Annotated in this window: 14 protein-coding genes; 4 read left to right on the forward strand and 10 right to left on the reverse strand. The window is 70.9% G+C overall.

Features of this window, described 5'->3' with window-relative positions:
- Window positions 1-35 precede the first annotated feature (35 nt).
- The 9 genes from murG to rsmH all read right to left on the reverse strand — a co-directional run bounded on the left by murG (window position 36) and on the right by rsmH (window position 11,997).
- The gene (gene murG, locus ACFYP5_RS06755; RefSeq protein ID WP_327124476.1) at window positions 36-1,130 is read right to left on the reverse strand and encodes an undecaprenyldiphospho-muramoylpentapeptide beta-N-acetylglucosaminyltransferase; all 1,095 of its coding nucleotides are present in this window, start codon (window positions 1,128-1,130) and stop codon (window positions 36-38) included.
- 6 nt (window positions 1,131-1,136) lie between these two features.
- The gene (gene ftsW / locus ACFYP5_RS06760; protein WP_389031531.1) at window positions 1,137-2,597 is read right to left on the reverse strand and encodes a putative lipid II flippase FtsW; all 1,461 of its coding nucleotides are present in this window, start codon (window positions 2,595-2,597) and stop codon (window positions 1,137-1,139) included.
- 114 nt (window positions 2,598-2,711) lie between these two features.
- Entirely contained in the window at window positions 2,712-4,139 is a 1,428-nt protein-coding gene (gene murD / locus ACFYP5_RS06765) for a UDP-N-acetylmuramoyl-L-alanine--D-glutamate ligase (RefSeq protein ID WP_389031534.1), read from the reverse strand.
- Window positions 4,136-5,206 (reverse strand): phospho-N-acetylmuramoyl-pentapeptide-transferase, encoded by a 1,071-nt coding sequence (gene mraY, locus ACFYP5_RS06770; protein WP_389031536.1) that lies wholly within the window; start codon window positions 5,204-5,206, stop codon window positions 4,136-4,138. Before mraY ends, murD begins: the two co-directional genes overlap by 4 nt.
- Window positions 5,203-6,609 carry a UDP-N-acetylmuramoyl-tripeptide--D-alanyl-D-alanine ligase gene (gene murF / locus ACFYP5_RS06775; protein ID WP_389031539.1) on the reverse strand — a complete coding sequence of 469 codons (1,407 nt, stop codon included), beginning with the start codon at window positions 6,607-6,609 and terminating at the stop codon, window positions 5,203-5,205. Before murF ends, mraY begins: the two co-directional genes overlap by 4 nt.
- 4 nt (window positions 6,610-6,613) lie before the next feature.
- The gene (locus tag ACFYP5_RS06780) at window positions 6,614-8,353 is read right to left on the reverse strand and encodes a UDP-N-acetylmuramoyl-L-alanyl-D-glutamate--2,6-diaminopimelate ligase (protein WP_389031542.1); all 1,740 of its coding nucleotides are present in this window, start codon (window positions 8,351-8,353) and stop codon (window positions 6,614-6,616) included.
- An 18-nt stretch (window positions 8,354-8,371) separates the two neighbouring features.
- Complete coding sequence (locus tag ACFYP5_RS06785) at window positions 8,372-10,357, reverse strand: penicillin-binding transpeptidase domain-containing protein (RefSeq protein WP_389031545.1); 1,986 nt, start codon at window positions 10,355-10,357, stop codon at window positions 8,372-8,374.
- Window positions 10,358-10,361: 4 nt separating this feature from the next.
- Entirely contained in the window at window positions 10,362-10,982 is a 621-nt protein-coding gene (locus ACFYP5_RS06790; RefSeq protein WP_389031547.1) for a septum formation initiator family protein, read from the reverse strand.
- 49 nt (window positions 10,983-11,031) lie between these two features.
- Window positions 11,032-11,997 carry a 16S rRNA (cytosine(1402)-N(4))-methyltransferase RsmH gene (rsmH, locus tag ACFYP5_RS06795; RefSeq protein ID WP_389031550.1) on the reverse strand — a complete coding sequence of 322 codons (966 nt, stop codon included), beginning with the start codon at window positions 11,995-11,997 and terminating at the stop codon, window positions 11,032-11,034.
- 381 nt (window positions 11,998-12,378) lie between these two features.
- Between rsmH and ACFYP5_RS06800 the strand changes: the two genes are divergently transcribed.
- The 4 genes from ACFYP5_RS06800 to ACFYP5_RS06815 all read left to right on the forward strand — a co-directional run bounded on the left by ACFYP5_RS06800 (window position 12,379) and on the right by ACFYP5_RS06815 (window position 18,033).
- On the forward strand, window positions 12,379-12,942 hold the full coding sequence (locus tag ACFYP5_RS06800; protein ID WP_389031553.1) for a beta-class carbonic anhydrase: 564 nt from the start codon (window positions 12,379-12,381) through the stop codon (window positions 12,940-12,942).
- Between the two features lie 240 nt (window positions 12,943-13,182).
- The gene (locus ACFYP5_RS06805) at window positions 13,183-14,238 is read left to right on the forward strand and encodes an AAA family ATPase (RefSeq protein WP_389031555.1); all 1,056 of its coding nucleotides are present in this window, start codon (window positions 13,183-13,185) and stop codon (window positions 14,236-14,238) included.
- On the forward strand, window positions 14,238-15,623 hold the full coding sequence (locus tag ACFYP5_RS06810) for a DUF58 domain-containing protein (protein ID WP_389031558.1): 1,386 nt from the start codon (window positions 14,238-14,240) through the stop codon (window positions 15,621-15,623). The genes ACFYP5_RS06805 and ACFYP5_RS06810 overlap by 1 nt, the downstream gene beginning before the upstream one ends.
- A gap of 10 nt (window positions 15,624-15,633) precedes the next feature.
- Window positions 15,634-18,033: a DUF3488 and DUF4129 domain-containing transglutaminase family protein gene (locus ACFYP5_RS06815; protein ID WP_389031561.1), complete on the forward strand. Its 2,400-nt coding sequence runs from the start codon at window positions 15,634-15,636 to the stop codon at window positions 18,031-18,033.
- A 255-nt stretch (window positions 18,034-18,288) separates the two neighbouring features.
- Here ACFYP5_RS06815 and ACFYP5_RS06820 read toward each other — a convergent pair whose 3' ends face one another.
- Entirely contained in the window at window positions 18,289-18,681 is a 393-nt protein-coding gene (locus ACFYP5_RS06820) for a DUF3040 domain-containing protein (protein WP_030919300.1), read from the reverse strand.
- Between the last annotated feature and the right edge of the window lie 238 nt (window positions 18,682-18,919).

Consider the following 18,919-nt stretch of genomic DNA (forward strand, 5'->3'; position numbering starts at 1 on the left):
CGGGTCCAGGGGCATCGCCCCCGGACCCGCCCGCCTCACGCGTTGCGGCGTGCGGCAATCGCCTCGTACACCATGCCGACGAGCAGGTCGTCGGCATCCCTGCGGCCGAACTCGGCGGCAGCGCGGGACATCTCATACAAACGGTGCGGATCCGCAAGCACCGGGAGGACACTGCTCTGCACCCACTCGGGGGTGAGCGCCGCGTCGTCCACCAGCAGACCGCCGCCGGCGTTGACCACCGGCTGGGCGTTGAGCCGCTGTTCGCCGTTGCCGATCGGCAGCGGGACGTAGGCCGCGGGAAGCCCGACGGCGGAGAGTTCGGCGACGGTCATCGCGCCCGCGCGGCAGAGCATCATGTCGGCCGCGGCGTACGCGAGATCCATCCGGTCCACGTACGGTACCGGGACGTAGGGCGGCATCCCGGGCATGTTGTCGATGCGCGGCAGTTCGTTCTTCGGGCCGACCACGTGCAGGATCTGGATCCCGGAGCGCTGCAGCAGCGGGGCGACCCGCTGGATCACCTCGTTGAGGTGGCGGGCGCCCTGCGAACCGCCGGAGACCAGCAGCGTCGGCAGGTTGGGGTCGAGGCCGAACGCGTCGCGTGCCTCCGGGCGGACCCGGGCCCGGTCCAGGGTGGCGATGGTGCGGCGCAGCGGGATGCCGATGTAGCGGGCACCGCGCAGCTTGCTGTCCGGGGTGGACACGGCGACCCCGTGCGCGTAGCGGGAACCGATCTTGTTGGCCAGGCCCGGCCGGGCGTTTGCCTCATGGACGACGATCGGCACCCCGACCCGCTTGGCGGCCAGGTAGCCGGGCAGGGCGACATAGCCGCCGAAGCCGACCACACAGTCCGCCTTGGTGCGCTCCAGGATCTGCTCGGCGGCCTTGATGGTGCCGCGCAGCCGCCCCGGGACAGTGATCAGTTCGGGGGTGGGCTTGCGCGGCAGCGGGACCGCCGGGATCAGCGCCAGTTCGTACCCCCGCTCGGGTACGAGCCTGGTCTCGAGTCCGCGCTCCGTGCCCAGGGCAGTGATTCCCACGCTCGGGTCCTGCCTGCGCAGGGCATCCGCGAGGGCAAGCGCGGGCTCGATGTGGCCGGCGGTCCCCCCACCGGCGAGTACGACATGCACCGAAATTCACCGCTCTCCGGACGGACGCTTCTTGACGCGCCGTCTCATCGTCTTCCATCTCACCCCGGGCCTCCGCATGGCCAGGGCCGCCTTCGCGGCGGGTTCCTCTCGCGCGAACGCGATCAGCAGCCCGACAGCGAACATGGTCGGCAGCAGGGCCGATCCTCCGTAGGAGAACAGCGGGAGCGGGACCCCGGCGATCGGCAGCAGGCCGAGCACCGCACCGATATTGATCACGGCCTGGACCGTGATCCAGGTGGTCACACCTCCCGCGGCGTACCTCACGAAGGGGTCCTCCGTGCGTCCGGCCACGCGGATACCCGCATAGCCTAGAGCCGCGAAGAGGGCGAGCACCGACAGCGTCCCCGCCAACCCCAGTTCCTCCCCGGTGATGGCGAAGATGAAGTCGGTGTGCGGTTCGGGTAGTTGGCCCCATTTTTCCACACTTGCACCCAACCCGGATCCGAACCATCCGCCGGACGCCAGAGCATAGATGCCGTGCACGGCCTGCCAGCACGAACCGTCGGGGCCGGGTTCGCTGACCCCCATGCAGCTGAGGCGTGACATCCGGTTCGGGCTGGTCTTGATCAGCAGGAAGGCAAGGACTCCCGCGACGGCGAGCACCCCGGCGAAGAGGCGGGTGGGCGCCCCGGCCAGCCAGAGCAGGCCGAAGAGGATCGCGGTGAGAATGATCGCAGTTCCCATGTCGCCGCCGAGCATGATCAGCCCGAGGAGCATGAAGGCGACCGGGACGAGCGGCACCAGCATGTGCTTCCACTGCGTCAGGAGCCGCTTGTCCTGTTTACGGGCGAGCAGATCGGCGCTCCAGAGGATCAGGGCCAGCTTGCCGAACTCGCTGGGCTGGAGCTGGAAGGGGCCGCCCAGATACAGCCAGTTCTGGTTGCCGTTGACCGACATCCCTATCCCCGGCACCTGGACCAGCACCATCAGGAAGACCGTGCCCATGAGCAGCGGGTAGGCGAGCGCCCGGTGGAGCTTGACGGGCATGCGGGAGGCGATCACCAGCAGCGTGGAGCCGATGACGGCGGCGAGGAACTGCTTACGGAAGAAGTACGTGCCGGGCTTGTCCAGCTCCAGCGCCTTGATCATCGAGGCGGAGTAGACCATCACCAGGCCCAGCGCGGTGATCAGCAGGCCGGCGCCGAGGATCAGGTAGTACGCGGTCAGCGGACGGTCCCAGGCCCGGCGTGCCTGCTCGTACATCCGCCGCACACCGCTGCTGCGGGGGGTGCGCGGGCCGGAGCCGTCGTGGCCCCTGGAGCGTGGCACCGCGGGCCGCCGCCCGGTACCCGCCGCCAGCCTGCCGCGCAGAGCGAGGCCGGCGGGCGCCGGGGGCCCTGCCAGGCGGGCGGAGGCCGGGAGGGGTGGGGCGAGTGCCCGGCTGATCGCCGCGGTCGCCTGTGAGCGGCCTGTGCCGCGCGCGGCGGAGCTCTCGTCGGCCGGCATTGTCGCTGTCCCCTCCACTGCTCGTGCCCGGGGCTGCTGCCGAGGGCCGGGGGCACGCGGCGGAGCCGCCCGTACCCGGTTCTCCGGGACAGTACGGCGCGGCGGCCGGGCCCGTCAGGCGCTCTCGTCGGCGAGTGCGCGGACCGCGTCCGCGAATGCCTCGCCCCGCTTGTTGTAATTGGCGAACATGTCCATCGAGGCACAGGCCGGGGCCATCAGTACGGTGTCTCCCGGCCGGGCGAGCCGTGCCGCTTCGCGGACCGCCTCGGACATCGCCCCAGTGTCGGTCCGGTCGAGGTCGACGACCGGGACCTCGGGGGCGTGTCGCGTGAGGGCTTCGCGGATCAGTGCCCGGTCGCGGCCCATCAGCACGACACCGCGCAGCCGCTTCGCCGCCCCGCTCACCAGCTCGTCGAAGGTGGCGCCCTTGGCGAGGCCGCCGGCGATCCAGACGATCGGGTCGTACGCCGCGAGGGAGGCCTCCGCGGCATGGGTGTTGGTGGCCTTGGAGTCGTCGATGTACGCGACCTCGGCGACGTCCGCGACATGCTCGATGCGGTGCGCGTCGGGGCGGAAGGCCCGCAACCCGTCCCGTACCGCCCTGGGCTCGACGCCGAACGCGCGGGCCAGCGCCGCGGCCGCCAGTGCGTTGGCGATGTTGTGCGGGGCGGGCGGGTTGACGTCCCCGACCTCGGCGAGCTCCTGTGCCTGCTTCTGCCGGTTGGTCACGAAGGCCCGGTCGACGAGGATGCCGTCGACGACGCCCAGCTGGGACGGTCCGGGGGTCCCGAGGGTGAAGCCGATGGCGCGGCAGCCCTCCTCGACGTCCGCCTGCCGGACCAGGTCCTCGGTGGCCTTGTCGGCCGCGTTGTAGACACAGGCGATCCGGTTGCCCTCGTAGATCCGGCCCTTGTCCGCGACGTACGCCTCCATGGAGCCGTGCCAGTCGAGATGGTCGGGCGCCAGGTTGAGGACGACCGCGGAGTGCGCGCGCAGCGACGGCGCCCAGTGCAGCTGGTAGCTGGAGAGCTCGACGGCGAGGACGTCGTATGTCTCGTCGCCGAGCACCGCGTCCAGCAGGGAGACCCCGATGTTGCCGACGGCCGCCGTGCGCAGCCCGGCCGCCTCCAGGATCGAGGCGAGCATCCGTACGGTCGTGGTCTTGCCGTTGGTGCCGGTGACCGCGAGCCAGGGGGCCGGTTCCCTGCCGTCGTGGCCGCGCAGCCGCCAGGCGAGCTCGACGTCGCCCCAGACCGGGACACCCGCCTCGGCGGCTGCTGCGAAGAGCGGTTTGTCCGGCTTCCAGCCAGGGGTGGTGACGATGAGCTCGGTGGACTCGGGCAGGGTCGCCCCGTCGCCGAGGCGCACGGTGATTCCCTGCGCCTCCAGCTCGGCGGCCTGTGCACGGGAACGCTCGTCGTCCCCGTCGTTGACCACGGTGACGACGGCGCCGAGGCCGTTCAGGACACGGGCGGCGGGGATACCGCTGACACCGAGCCCGGCGACGGTGACGTGCTTGCCCTGCCAGTCCTGGTTGCTCACTTGGCGGCTGCCCACCCTGCGTAGAAGAGACCGAGTCCGACGATCACGCACATGCCCTGGATGATCCAGAAACGGACCACGACAAGGACTTCGGACCAGCCCTTGAGCTCGAAGTGGTGCTGGAGCGGCGCCATCCGGAAGACCCGCTTGCCGGTCATCTTGAAGGAGCCGACCTGGATGACCACGGACATGGTGATCATCACGAAGAGGCCGCCGAGGATGGCCATCAGGAACTCGGTGCGGGAGCAGATCGCGAGGCCCGCGAGCGCGCCGCCGAGTGCCAGCGAGCCGGTGTCACCCATGAAGATCTTCGCGGGCGAGGTGTTCCACCACAGGAAGCCGAAGCAGGCACCCATCAGCGCGGAGGCGACGACCGCGAGGTCGAGTGGGTCGCGGACCTCGAAGCAGGCGTTGGGGTTGGTCAGGGAGACCGCGTTGGCGCAGGACTCCTGGAACTGCCACAGCCCGATGAAGGTGTACGCGCCGAAGACCATCACGGAGGCGCCGGTGGCCAGACCGTCCAGACCGTCCGTCAGGTTCACGCCGTTGGACATGGCGAGGATCATGAACAGCGCCCAGACGACGAACAGCACCGGGCCGATCGACCAGCCGAAGTCCGCGACGAACGACAGCTTGGTGGAGGCCGGGGTGTTGCCGCGGCCGTCGGCGAACTGGAGCGACAGCACCGCGAAGGCGATGCCGACGATCAGCTGGCCGGCCATCTTCGCCTTGGCCCGCAGCCCGAGCGAACGCTGCTTGACGATCTTGATGTAGTCGTCGAGGAACCCGACAAGTCCCATGCCGGTCATCAGGAACAGGACCAGCACACCGGAGAAGCGCATCTGCTCGCCGGTGATCACCTTCGCCAGGACGTACGCCATCAGCGTGGCCAGGATGAAGGCGATGCCGCCCATGGTGGGCGTGCCCTTCTTGCTGCCGTGGCTGCGCGGGCCGTCGTCGCGGATGAACTGCCCGTATCCCTTGCGGGCCAGGAGCTTGATCAGCAGCGGGGTACCGACCAGGGTCAGGAAGAGCCCGATGGCCCCTGCGAAGAGGATCTGCCTCATCGGCCGGTGACCTCGCCCTCGGTCGAGTTCTCCAGCAGTGCCTGGACGACCATTTCCAGGCCGGCCGACCGGGACGCCTTCACCAGCACGACGTCTCCCGCGCGCAGTTCACTGCGCAACAGGTCGACGGCAGCCTGTGCGTCGGACACGTGCACCGACTCCTCACCCCACGAACCCTCGTTGTATGCGCCCAGTTGCAGCCAGGAGGCTTCTCTGCCCCCGACCGCGACGAGCTTGCTGACGTTGAGCCGGACGGCGAGCCGTCCGACCGCGTCGTGCTCGGCGAGCGAGGCGTCGCCGAGCTCGGCCATGGGGCCGAGCACCGCCCACGTACGCCGGCCCTTCCCCATGGCGACCAGCGCGCGCAGCGCTGCTCGCATGGATTCGGGGTTCGCGTTGTAGGCGTCATTGACGAACGTCACGCCGTCCGGACGCTCGGTGACCTCCATGCGCCAGCGGGAGAGGGTGCCCGCCTCGGAGAGCGCATCGGCGATCTCGTCTGCGGACAGGCCCAACTCATGGGCGACGGCGGCCGCGGCGAGCGCGTTCGACACGTGGTGCTCACCGTACAGGCGCATGGTCACATCGCTGCACCCGGTGGGTGTGTGGAGCGTGAATGCGGGGCGGCCGTCGTCGGTGAGACGGACCTTCTCTCCCCGTACGTCCGCATCCGCGGCTTCACCGAAGAGCAGCACCCGGGCTTTCGTACGGGAGGACATGGCGCGCACGAGCGGGTCGTCGGCGTTGAGGACGGCGACTCCGTCCTCGGGGAGCGACTCGACCATCTCGCCCTTGGCGATGGCGATCTGCTCGCGGCCGCCGAACTCGCCGATGTGCGCGGTGCCGACGTTGAGGACGAGGCCGATCCGCGGCGGGACCAGGCCGGTGAGGTAGCGGATGTCGCCGATGTAGCGCGCACCCATCTCGAGGACGAGGTGCTCGGTGCTCTCGGTGGCGCGCAGGGCGGTGAGCGGCAGTCCGATCTCGTTGTTGAGGTTGCCCGCGGGGAAGACGGTGGGGCCCTTGCGCTCCAGAAGCTGGGCGATCAGGTCCTTGGTGGAGGTCTTGCCCGCGGAGCCGGTGAGAGCGACGACGGCGGTGCCGAGCCGTTCGACGACTGCCCGGGCGAGGGCGCCGAGCGCGGCGATGACGTCGTCGACGACGATCGCCGGGACGCCGACGGGGCGGGCGGCCAGTACGGCTGCCGCGCCCGCCTCGACGGCGCGCTGCGCATAGTCGTGGCCGTCGACCCGCTCGCCGGCGAAGGCGACGAACAGGCTGCCTTGCTCCACCGCTCGGGAGTCGATGACGACAGGCCCACTGACGGTCGCTGCCGGATCCGGTATGTCGTACGACTGCCCGCCGACGATATCGGCGATCTCGGCGAGGGTAAGGGCGATCACTTGGTCATCCCTGACTGTTGTTCTCGTGGGTGTGGGCGAGGTCCGTGGCGTCCTCGGAGGAGTCGTCGGCGCTCTCTTGCCCCAGGGACCGGGCGATGGCCGCGCGCAGCACCGTACGGTCGTCGAAGGGGCGTACCACTCCGTGGATGTCCTGGCCCTGTTCGTGGCCCTTGCCGGCGATCAGCACGGTGTCGCCGGGCCGGGCGCGGGCGACCGCGGCGGCGATGGCGGCGGCCCGGTCGGCGTCGACCAGGACCTCGCCACGCTCGTGGACGGGCACCTCCGCGGCGCCCGAGAGCATCGCGGCGAGGATGGCCAGGGGGTCCTCGGAGCGGGGGTTGTCGGAGGTCAGCACTGCGGTGTCGGCGAGTCGGGCGGCTGCCGCCCCCATCGGTCCGCGTTTCGTCGTGTCCCGGTCGCCGCCGCAGCCGAGCACGATGTGCAGTTTGCCCTCGGTGACCTTGCGCAGGGAGCGCAGGACGGAATCGACGGCGTCGGTCTTGTGCGCGTAGTCGACGAGCGCGAGGTACGGCTGTCCGGCGTCGACGCGTTCCAGCCGGCCGGGGACTCCGGGGACCGCGGCGACCCCGTCGGCCGCGGTCTGGGGGTCGACGCCCGCGACGGCCAGGGTGACGATCGCGGCGAGGGTGTTGGCGACGTTGAACGGGCCGGGCAGCGGCGCCCTGGCGGTGATCCGCTCGCCCTTGGGGCCGACCACGGTCAAGGTGGAGCCCAGCGGGCCGACTTCGACGTCCTCGGCGCGCCAGTCGGCGTCCAGGTGGCCCTCGGCGGAGAAGGTGACGACCGGAACGGACGCCTCGGTGATCAGCCTGCGGCCGTACTCGTCGTCGAAGTTGACGACGCCTCGCCGGCTGCGCTCCGGGGTGAACAGCTGCGCCTTGGCAGCGAAGTAGTCCTCCATGCCGGAGTGGAACTCCATGTGCTCCGGGCTGAGGTTGTTGAAGACGGCGACGTCGAAGACACAGCCGTCGACCCGGCCGAGCACCAGCGCGTGGCTGGAGACCTCCATGGCGACCGCGTCGACGCCGCGCTCGCGCATGACGGCGAACAGGGCCTGGAGGTCGGTCGCTTCGGGAGTGGTGCGCTCGGACTTGATGCGCTCGTCACCGATCCGAGTCTCGACGGTGCCGATCAGCCCGGTGCTGCGCCCGGCGCCCCGGAAGCCGCCCTCGATGAGATACGCGGTGGTGGTCTTCCCGGACGTTCCGGTGATGCCGATCTGCAGAAGGTCTGCGCCGGGCCGCCCGTAGATCTCCGCGGCGAGTTCGCCCATCCGGCCGCGCGGGTTCTCGGTGACCAGCACCGGCAGTCCGGTGGCAGCGGCGCGCTCGGCGCCCGCCGGGTCGGTGAGGACCGCCGCCGCGCCGAGGCCGGCCGCCTGGGCGACGAAGTCGGCGCCGTGGAGGCGGGCGCCGGGCAGCGCCGCGTACACATCGCCTGGCCGTACCGCCCGCGAGTCATGGGTGATGCCGGTGACCTCGCCGGATCCGGGCGATCCGACTCCCAGCCGGGCTGCCAGCTCGCCGAGGGTGGTCGGCCGTAGCCGATCCGGGCGGGGCGCTCCCGGGTAGTTCACAGGGGCGTCCTTCTGGATGGTTTGGGACTGTTCAGCGTGGGGCACGGCGGTGAGCGTACCGGGCACACCCTGTCTCTCGCGAAGTGAGGGGGCCGCTCCCGGGTGGTTCCCGTTGCGGTTCCCGGGATCGGGGGTGATGGTTGTCACTGGCTGATTACCCCGAGTTCACTCGCCGGGCTGGAAGGACACCGGCAGGCGGGCGGACCTGCTGCCGGACGGTGCGGTCTGGAGCGTCTTCAGCGCGAACTCCATGACCTGTTTGTAGATGGGACCGCAGATCTGGCCGCCGAAGTAGCTGCCCTTCGTCGGGTTCTGGATCGCGCAGTAGACGGTGATCTGCGGGTTGTCGGCGGGCGCGAAGCCCGCGAAGGACGCGGTGTAGCCGTGGTATCCGCCGCGGACCGGGTCGACCCGGTTGGCCGTGCCGGTCTTGCCCGCGACCCGGTAGCCGGGGATACGGGCCTTGGTACCGGTGCCCTCCTCGTCACCGACCACCGACTCCAGCATGCCCGCGAGTGATTTCGCGGTCTTCTTGCTGATCACCCTGGTCTGTTCGGGGGTGCTCGCGGAGGTGAAGCGGCCGTCGGCGCCCTTGGTGCCGCGGACCAGGGTGGGCTGGACCCGGACTCCGCCGTTGGCGATCGTCGAGTAGACCGAGGCGGCCTGCATCGCGTTGAGCGAGAGTCCCTGGCCGAACGGGATCGTGTACTGCTGCGATGTCGACCAGTCCTGCGGCTTGGCGAGGATGCCGGGCGTCTCACCCGGGTAGTCCAGTCCGGTCGGGCTGCCGATGCCGAATTTGCGCAGGTACGAGTAGAGGACCTTGTTGGCCTGTGCCTGCGTCTTGCCGAGCTGTCCGGTGGCCAGGATGGTGCCGATGTTGCTGGACTTGGCGAGTACGCCGTTGAGGGTCAGGTACCACGTGGCGTGGTCGATGTCGTCCTTGAAGAGCCGGTCGCCGCGGTGGAGCCGGTTGGGGACGGTGACATGGGTACCAGGAGTCGCCGCCCCTTCCTCCAGGACGGCGGCCATGGACATGACCTTGCTGGTGGATCCGGGTTCGTACACGTCCTGCACGGCCGCGTTTCCCAGCGACGCCGAGTCGGCCTGCGAGAGGTCGTTGGGGTCGAAGCCCGGGGCGTTGGCCATGGCGAGGACCTCGCCGGTCCTGGTGTTCTGCACGATCACATAGCCGCGGTCCGCCTTGGACTTCTTCACCTGGTCCGAGATGGCCTTCTGGGCGGCCCACTGGATGTCCCTGTCGATGGTCAGCTCGATGTCGGAACCGGCGACGGCCGGGACCTCCTTGGTGCCCGCGGTGGGCACCCGGCGGCCGCCGGACTGGGCGTACTTGATCTTGCCGTCCTCACCCGCGAGCTCCTTGTCCAGCTGCGATTCGAGGCCGCCCGCGCCCTTGCCCTCGGCGTTGACGTAGCCCAGTATCCCGGCGGCCAGCCCACCGTTGGGGTAGACCCGTTTGGTGGTCGACTCCTGGAAGACTCCGGCCAGCACATTGGCTCCGGGGCCGCCGTTCGCCCTGTCCTTCTGGGCCTTCTCGGCGAAGACGGACTTGAGGTCCTTGATCTGCTTCCAGACCTGTGGGGTCTGGCGGCGCGCCAGGACGGCGTACCGGCTCTTCGGCTTCGACAGCTTCTTCGTCAGCTCCTCGGCGTCGACGCCGAGGATGGGGGCGAGGAGGGCCGCGGCCTGCTGCGGTGCGTCCGGGGACTTGCTGTCCTCGGGCGTGAACATCTTGGGGTCGGCGGTGATGTCGTACGCGTCGACGCTGATGGCCAGGGCGATGCCGCTGCGGTCGGTGATCTCGCCGCGCTCGGCGGAGATCGTGTACTCGAGGTAGCGGTTCTCCTCGGCCTTGGCCGCGTAAGCGCTGGCGTCGACGGCCTGGACCTGGAGGAGCCGGACGACGAACGCCAGCATGACGAGCGTCAGTCCCAGGCTGACCAGGCGGAGCCGGGGGCGCGGGCTGCCGAGGCGCAGCGGGCGCGACGGCGGCCTCTGCGGGGCGCGGCCGCGCGGGATCTGCGACGACGGGCGGCGGGCGGCGGGCCGGGGGCGGCCCGAGCCGGCTGCGGCGCTGCGGGGGCGCGCGGGGCCGGGGACCCGGCGGCGCGGCGGTTCCTTCGAGGGCACTGCGTCACCTGCCGGGACTGGTCGAGGACTGGTGTGCCGGGGTGGTCGGTTGCGCCGGCGGAGCTGCCGAGGTGCTGGGCTTCGTGGCGGGCAGGGCCGGGGTGGAAGGTTGCGCGGGCGGAGCTGCCGAGGTGCTCGGCTTCGTGGCGGCGAGCGCCGGGGACGTGGCGGAAGCGGACGGCGAGGCCGGGGGCGGTACGGATTTCGACGGCGAGGCGCCGGCAGGCGGCGCGGCCGCGGGCGCCGAGGTCCGCTGGGCGACGGCCTCGGAGGGGACGCCACGGACCGTTCCGTCCGGGTTGAGGAAGGCGGGACCGCCGCCGGGGACCATGCCGAGCTCGCGGGCGCGCCGCTCCAGTGCGTCCGGCTCGGAGCGGCCGTCGACGTCGCGCTGGAGGGCCTGCTCCTCGTCGGTGAGATCGGTGGTCCGCTTCCTCAGTTCGCTCAGCCTGAACGATCCCTCGTTGAGCGCGGAGTTCAGCAGCAGCAGGGTGATCAGGCCGCCGCCGAGGAGCAGCACGACCAGCAGGACGAAGGGCGTACGGGCCGCGCTGCTGGACCCGGAGGGCATCAGCCGCGCGAGCCGTGCGGCCCGCCCCCTGAGCTGTCCGGCCGGTCCGCTCATCGCGTCACCTCGGCCTTTCCCGGTGCCGTACCGGCCGGGCCGACTGCGCTCATCGCTCCTCCTCGCGGATCCGCTGGGCGCCGCGCAGCCGGGCGGGCGCGGCACGCCGGTTCTCGGCGACCTCCTCCTCCGTGGGCAGCTCCGCACCGCGGGTCAGGAGCTTCAGCCTCGGCTGATAGCGCTCGGGGACGACGGGCAGTCCGGGCGGCGCCGTATTGGCCGCGCCTGCCGCGAAGACCTGCTTGACCAGCCGGTCCTCCAGCGAGTGGTACGAGAGGACGGCGATCCGGCCGCCCACGGCGAGGGCCTCCACGGCGGCCGGGATCGCCCGCTCCAGGACGGAGAGCTCGCCGTTCACCTCGATGCGCAGCGCCTGGAAGGTCCGTTTGGCGGGATTGCCGCCGGTGCGCTTGGCCGCCTGCGGCAGTGAGTCACGGATCAGCTCGACCAGCCGGGCGCTGTTGCTGAACGGTTCCTTCTCGCGCTCGCGCACGATCGCGGAGACGATCCGCTTGGCCTGCTTCTCCTCGCCGTACGCACGCAGGATCCGGACGAGCTCGCCCGGCGGGTACGTGTTGAGGACCTCGGCCGCGCTGATGCCGATCGTCTGGTCCATCCGCATGTCGAGCGGGGCGTCCTGGGCGTACGCGAATCCGCGGTCGGCCTCGTCCAGCTGCATGGAGGAGACACCGAGGTCGAACAGGATGCCCTGGACCTTGGGGACGCCGAGCCGGGCGAGCACCTCGGGCAGTTCGTCGTAGACGGCGTGCACCAGCGTGGCCCGGTCACCGTACGGGGCGAGCCGCTGGCCGGAGAGCCGCAGCGCCTCCTTGTCCCGGTCCAGCGCGATCAGCCGGGCGGACGGGAAGGCGGCGAGGAGGGCCTCGCTGTGGCCACCGAGACCGAGGGTGCAGTCGACGACCACGGGCTCTTGCGGACTCGGCACCTCCAGAGCCGGGGCCAACAGGTCCAGGCATCGCTGGAGCATCACCGGGACGTGTCGGGTCTGGCTCATGCGCCCTCTCAGGCTCAGGTCCCGTGTGGCTGCACGTACGGCCTGGTCCCCGCCCGCTCGGAAGGGGAGGTCCGCCGGCGCCGGGGAAGTGGCGTCGGCCGACCGGCGAGCGGGAGAGGGCCGGGCCGTACGTACGCCGCGCACACAGGGGAAATCTTCGGAATGTGCAAGGTGTCGGTAACTTCCCGTCACTTTAGTCCACCCTGCCATTCGATCGATTCCCGATCAATCAGCCCGGCAGCGCGTCGCCCCCGCCCTCTGTTCACTCGGTCGCGTGACCTGGTCAAAGGCTTGTGGGTTACCTCACAACAAGCCTCGTTGACGTTCTTTGTCCCTTCTCACAGCACGCCAAGGCGATCCGTGGCAGCTAACGTCATATCCATGTCGACTACCGCGCAGTCCCCTGCTGAGTACCCCGCACCCGCTGCCGGCCAGGCCCGCACCGGCGATACGGTCACCGACCACCTGGTCGAGGCGAACATCCGTTACGCGGCCGAGTTCAACGATCCCGGTATGGACGCGAGGCCGGTGCTGCAGGTCGCCGTGGTCGCCTGCATGGACGCCCGGCTCGACCTCCACGACGCGCTCGGCCTCGCGCTCGGCGACTGCCACACCATCCGCAACGCGGGCGGCGTGGTCACCGACGATGTGATCCGCTCCCTGACCATCAGCCAGCGGGCGCTCGGCACCCGCAGCGTCATACTGATCCACCACACCAACTGCGGCCTCGAGTCGATCACCGAGGAGTTCCGCCAGGAGCTGGAGGCGGAGGTCGGCCAGCGGCCGGTCTGGGCGGTGGAGGCGTACAAGGACGCGGATCAGGACGTACGGCAGTCGATGCAGCGCGTCCGCACCTCGCCGTTCCTTCTCCACACCGATGACGTCCGCGGCTTCGTCTTCGACGTGACCAGCGGCTTGCTGCGCGAGATCCACCCCGTCACCTGACGCTCGCGGAATTTTTCCGGGCACCTAAAATGCCCCCGACCCTGACATTTCGCACCCACTTATCCACAGGCGAGTGACACGAAGCGGTAACGGCAACAAGAATGCGGGTGTGACATCCCACCGGACCGTTCCGGCGGGGGTCCGTTTTTCGGGGTGGCCGGGCCAACTACCAGCGCATCGGCCCGTGGATGGGGTATCCCCTGCTCCTTGAGAGCGTGGGGCAGGGCCGAGGAGGGCCGGGTGACGACCTATGACGATCGAGCGAGCCTCACAGATCTGACGACCACAGCGGAGCGGGTGCGCAGGTCGGTGGAGGCTGTGATCGAGGGCAAGCCTGAGGTCGTTCGGCTTTCGCTGACCGTGCTGCTCGCAGAGGGGCATCTCCTCATCGAGGATGTCCCCGGGGTGGGTAAGACCATGCTGGCCAAGGCGCTCGCGCGGTCGATCGACTGCTCCGTGCGGCGCATCCAGTTCACGCCGGACCTGCTGCCTTCCGACATCACCGGTGTGTCCATCTTCGACCAGCAGCGGCGCGACTTCGAATTCAAACCGGGCGCGATCTTCGCCCAGATCGTGATCGGCGACGAGATCAACCGCGCCTCGCCCAAGACCCAGTCCGCGCTGCTGGAGTCGATGGAGGAGCGCCAGGTCACCATCGACGGGCACAGTTACGAACTGCCGGACCCGTTCATGGTGGTGGCCACCCAGAACCCGGTGGAGATGGAGGGCACGTATCCGCTGCCCGAGGCCCAGCGCGACCGGTTCATGGCCCGGGTGTCGATCGGCTATCCCAGCGCGGAGGCCGAGCTGCAGATGCTCGATGTGCACGGCGGGGTCTCGCCGCTCGACGACCTGCAGCCGGTGGCGCACGCCCACGACATCGTGAAGCTGATCGAGGCGGTACGGACGGTCCATGTGGCCGAATCCGTGCGGCGGTACGCGGTGGAGCTGGTCGGGGCCACCCGGACCCATCCGGATCTCAGGCTCGGCGCCTCGCCTCGCGCCACGCTGCATCTGCTCCGCGCGGCAAAGGCGTCGGCGGCGCTGAGCGGGCGGGACTACTGCCTGCCCGACGATGTGCAGGCGCTGGCGGTCGCGGTGCTCGCGCACCGGCTGCTGCCCACCGCCCAGGCCCAGTTGAACCGTCGTACCGCGGAGCAGGTCGTGCTGGAGATCCTGCAGCAGACGCCGGTACCGACCGCGGGTGGCGGTGCGACCGTCCCGGCACCGCCGCAGCACCAGCCGGGCCCCGCGATGTACGGCCGGCAGCAGCCGCCCGGCATGCGGCGGGTGTGATGGCAGCAGGGGGGCCGGCCGCGATGAACGACGGCGACGACAAGGGCGGTCTGCGGGCCGCGCTGGGCGGGCTCACCACACGCGGGCGGTCCTTCCTCGCGGCCGGGATCGCGGCTGCGGTCTGCGCGTACGTGCTGGGCCAGGGCGACCTGCTGCGGGTCGGGCTGCTGCTCGCCACGCTGCCTCTGGTCTGCGTGGTGGTGCTGTTCCGCACCCGTTACCGCGTCGCGGCCACCCGGCGGCTCTCCCCGTCCCGGGTGCCCGCGGGCACCGAGGCGCGGGTGCACCTGCGCATGGAGAACGTCTCGCGGCTGCCTACCGGGCTGCTCATGCTGCAGGACCGGGTGCCCTATGTGCTCGGGCCGCGGCCCCGGTTCGTCCTGGACCGGGTGGAAGCGGGCGGCCGCCGTGAGGTGTCGTACCGGGTGCGGTCGGATCTGCGCGGGCGGTATCCGCTCGGACCGCTGCAGCTGCAGCTGAGCGATCCGTTCGGGATGTGCGAGCTGACCCGCTCGTTCAGCGCGTACGACACCCTGGTCGTCATCCCGCGGACCGAGCCGCTGCCGCCGGTCCGGCTGGCGGGGGAGGCCTCCGGGTACGGCGAGGGGCGACAGCGCGCGCTGGCACTGGCCGGTGAGGACGACGTGATTCCGCGCGGCTACCGGCACGGCGACGATCTGCGCCGGGTCCACTGGCGCTCCACCGCGCGCTACGGCGAGCTGATGGTGCGCCGCGAGGAGCAGCCCCAGCGGGCCAGATGCACGGTGCTGCTGGACACCCGGCGGATCGCCTACCAGGGGACCGGGCCCGACTCGGCCTTCGAATGGGCGGTGTCGGGGGCGGCATCCGCGCTGGTGCACATGCTGGAGCGGGGCTTCGCGGTGCGGCTGCTGACCGACGACGGCAGTTCGGTGCCGGCCGAGGGCGGGGGCGGCTTCGCCGGCTCGACGCACGAATCCGCCGACTCGGCGGGACTGATGATGGACACGCTCGCGGTCGTCGACTACTCCGACGGGGGCGGTCTTTCGCGTGCGTACGACGTGCTGCGCGGCGGCAACCAAGGGCTGCTGGTCGCCTTCTTCGGTGATCTGGACGAGGAGCAGGCGGCGGTGGCGGCCCGGATGCGGCAGCGCAGCGGCGGCGCCGTCGCGTTCGTGCTGGACAGCGACACCTGGGTGCAGGGAGAGTCGCACGGCGCCGCACTCGCGGGGACGGAGGAGCGGCTGCGGCTGCTGCGCGAATCGGGCTGGACAGCGGTCATGGTGAAGCCCGGGACCGATCTCGCCGAGCTGTGGCAGCTCGCAGGACAGCAGAGCACCGTGACACAGTCCGCCCTGTCGGGCGGCGCCACGGGTGGTACAGGTTTCACCGGGGGATGGTCATGAGGGGACGGGCATGAGCGGTCGTGGTCGGCTGGCGCTGTGCGCCTTTGCGGCGACGCTGTTGGCAGCGGGTTCGATGCTGCCCTTGGTCGACCCGGCCTCCTGGATCGTGCAGGCCGCGTTCCTGCTGGCGATCCAGAGCGGGGTGGGCGCACTCGCCCGCCGGGTGCCGTTGCCGCGGCTGCTGGTCGTCACGGTGCAGTTCCTGGTCACTCTGATGATGCTGACCGTGGTGTTCGCCCGGGGGCAGGCCCTGGTCGGTTTCCTGCCCGGTCCCGAGGCCGTCCAGCGGCTCGCTGACCTGCTCACCGCGGGTGCGGACGATGTCGGGAGGTACGCCATCCCGGCGCCCGCGACGGACGGCATCCGGCTGATGCTGGTCGGCGGTGTGCTGCTGATCGGACTTGCCGTGGACACCCTCGCGGTGACGTTGCGCAGCGCGGCTCCGGCCGGCCTGCCGCTCCTCGCGCTCTACTCGGTCGCCGCGGGACTGTCGGGTGGTGCGGGCCGGCTGTGGTTCCTGCTGGCGGCCTCCGGCTATCTGCTCCTGCTGCTGGCCGAGGGCCGGGACCGGATCTCCCAGTGGGGGCGGGTCTTCGGTGGCACGGGCCGGTCACCGAACGGTCTGGCGGCCGGTCTCGACATGTCGGGCGGCCGGCCGCTCGCACCGGTCCGCACCGGGCGGCGGATCGGTGCGCTGGCGCTGGGTATGGCCCTGGTCGTACCGACGTCCGCGCTCAGCGGAGGTTGGCTGGCCGGTTCGGGGAGCGGGTCCGGCAAGGGCGGAGGCGGCGGCACGATCTCCGCGGTGAACCCGCTGGTCTCGCTGCAGAACGATCTGAACCAGCCGGAGAACCGGGAGGTGATTTCGTACCGCACCAATTCCGGCAGCCCCCAGGACTTCTACCTGCGGATCCTGGCCCTGGACCAGTTCACCGGGAGCGAGTGGCGGCCCTCGCGGCGCAGCCTGCAGGACGTGCCGAAGCGGCTCCCCAACCCGGACGGCCTGGCCGCGGACGTCGCCGTCACGGAGATCAGGTCGAACATCTCCGCGTCCCGTTCGTACCAGCAGACCTACCTGCCGCTCCCCTACCCCGCGACCGAGATCAAGATCGGCGGGCACTGGCGGTACGAGCGCGCGGGACGCACCCTCGTCGGAGACCGCGGCCAGACGACCCGCGGGGCGCAGTACGAGGTCTCCAGCCTGGTGGTGCAGCCGACCGCGGATCAGCTCGCCGCGGCGGGCCCGGCGTCGGCCGCGATGCGGCGGGAGTACACCCAGGTACCCGGCTCGCTGCCGAAGGTCGTCGAGGAGACGGCGGACCAGGTGACGAAGGGTGCCACCAACAACTACGAGCGAGCGGTGAAGCTGCAGAACTTCTTCGCCTTGGACGGCCGCTTCACCTACGACACCTCGGTGACCTCCGGCACCGGCTCGGCCGCGATCGGCCGGTTCCTGAAGGCCAAGCGGGGCTTCTGCGTCCACTTCTCGTTCACGATGGCCGCGATGGCGCGGACGCTGGGCATTCCGGCCCGGGTCGCGGTGGGCTTCACGCCCGGGACCGGGCAGTCGGACGGTGCGATGTCGGTGGGGCTGCGCGATGCGCATGCCTGGCCGGAGCTGTACTTCGAGGGCATCGGATGGACCCGTTTCGAGCCGACACCGACGCGGGGCAGCGCGCCTGAGTACACCCTGCCGGACGCCCCTGCGGGCGGCTCGGCCAACCCGAGCCGTCCGCAGGCGAGTGTCTCGGCCGCTCCGTCGGCCGCTCCGTCGGCCTCGGACAGCTGCCCGCCGCAGCTTCGCAGGCAGGGCGAGTGCGGCTCGTCGACGGCACCGGGCGCCGCGGTTCCGAAGGACCCGGGGGCTCCGATCGGCACCTTCCTCTTGGTGGGTCTGGGGGTCCTGCTGCTGCTCGCGCTGCTCCTCCTGCCGTTGTTGTGGCGGCTTCGGGTGCGCACGCGCAGGCTGAACTCGTCCGGGGGGCGTACGCCGGCGGATGCGACGGCCAGAACGCTGGCGGCCTGGCGGGAGATCACCGATACGGCGTGGGACCACGGCATCGGCCCGGACGACTCGCTGACCCCACGCAAGGCGGCAGCGCGGATGGTACGGCTGGGGCGACTGGACCCCGACGAGGCCGCGGCCGTGCACCGGGTGGCAGGGGCCGTGGAGCAGGTTCTCTACGCCCCGCAGCCCCGGGCGGCCACCGGGCTCGCGGAGGACGTGGAGACGGTGCGGGACGGGGTGCGGGCCTCCGCCGACCGCTTCGCCCGGATCCGCGCGGTGGTGGCACCACGTTCGGCCGTTCGGGTGATCTGGGCAGCGTCCGAAAGCTGGTCCGCACTCATCGGCCGGTGGGCGGCGCGGTGGCACGGGCTGCCGCGGTGGCCGTCCCGCCAGCAGGGCTGAGCAGAGGGGGCGCGGCCACCGGGCCGCACCCCCTCGCCGCCGGACGGACGGGCTCGATTTTCGGCCCGCCCAGGAGTCGGAGCAAACGCCCGGAGCGGCAGGGGTCACTGCCCGATGGGAGAGCCTTCGCCCACCCCTGGGATCTCGGGGAAATCCAAGGACGGTGCCCCCGGGCGGCGCAGGCGGTGCGCAGACATGGGTGAGGGGCGGCCGCGATGATGCGGCCGCCCCTCACCAGCACACGTTCAGAAGCGTTTACTGACCCTGTTCATCACGGCGGCGCTGCCACCGCTGCTCGATCCGGTTCATCACGGTTCGGCGTTGTTTGGGGTGTCGGCGCTCGCCCTTGCCCCCGGACGCCTGCTGCTCGCCGGGCTTGGGAGCCTTGCGCCAACCGGTGACCGCAAGGACCGCGCAGCCCAGCATGACGAGGAATCCCACCACGCTGATCCAGATCTGCTGGGCGACCATTCCGGCCATGAGGAGCGCGATACCCACCAGGAAGCCTGCGACCGCCTGGTAAACCCGTCGCCGGGTGTACGTACGCAGCCCGCTTCCCTCGAGCGCTGTCGCGAACTTGGGATCTTCGGCGTACAGCGCTCGCTCCATCTGCTCGAGCATTCGCTGCTCGTGCTCCGAGAGCGGCACGGAGTCCTCCTCGTCGTCGGCCGCGGGGGGCGGCCGGTATGCGGCCCTTCCAGGATAGGCAGGGATTCGCCCCCGTGAAACCCGCCCTGTTCGCCAATCAGCCAGTCCGGGCCGCCACAACGGCTCAGCTGCTGAGGCGTAGATTCCCCAACCTCCGATCCGTCATGCCGGATGGTGTCCCCCGATCATACGGTGACTACGCCCCGATCGGGGGGCCTGTGGCGTACTCCATCTGCAG

Origin of the sequence: Streptomyces sp. NPDC005262, from assembly GCF_042872425.1 — a bacterium.
Classification (GTDB): Bacteria; Actinomycetota; Actinomycetes; order Streptomycetales; family Streptomycetaceae; genus Streptomyces.

Coding starts and splice junctions, on each gene's coding strand:
- rsmH (WP_389031550.1), bottom strand. CDS start 11,997: ATGAGCCAGACCCGACACGTCCCGGTGATGCTCCAGCGATGCCTGGAC.
- mraY (WP_389031536.1), bottom strand. CDS start 5,206: ATGAGGCAGATCCTCTTCGCAGGGGCCATCGGGCTCTTCCTGACCCTG.
- ftsW (WP_389031531.1), bottom strand. CDS start 2,597: ATGCCGGCCGACGAGAGCTCCGCCGCGCGCGGCACAGGCCGCTCACAG.
- ACFYP5_RS06800 (WP_389031553.1), top strand. CDS start 12,379: ATGTCGACTACCGCGCAGTCCCCTGCTGAGTACCCCGCACCCGCTGCC.
- ACFYP5_RS06815 (WP_389031561.1), top strand. CDS start 15,634: ATGAGCGGTCGTGGTCGGCTGGCGCTGTGCGCCTTTGCGGCGACGCTG.
- ACFYP5_RS06810 (WP_389031558.1), top strand. CDS start 14,238: ATGGCAGCAGGGGGGCCGGCCGCGATGAACGACGGCGACGACAAGGGC.
- ACFYP5_RS06790 (WP_389031547.1), bottom strand. CDS start 10,982: ATGAGCGGACCGGCCGGACAGCTCAGGGGGCGGGCCGCACGGCTCGCG.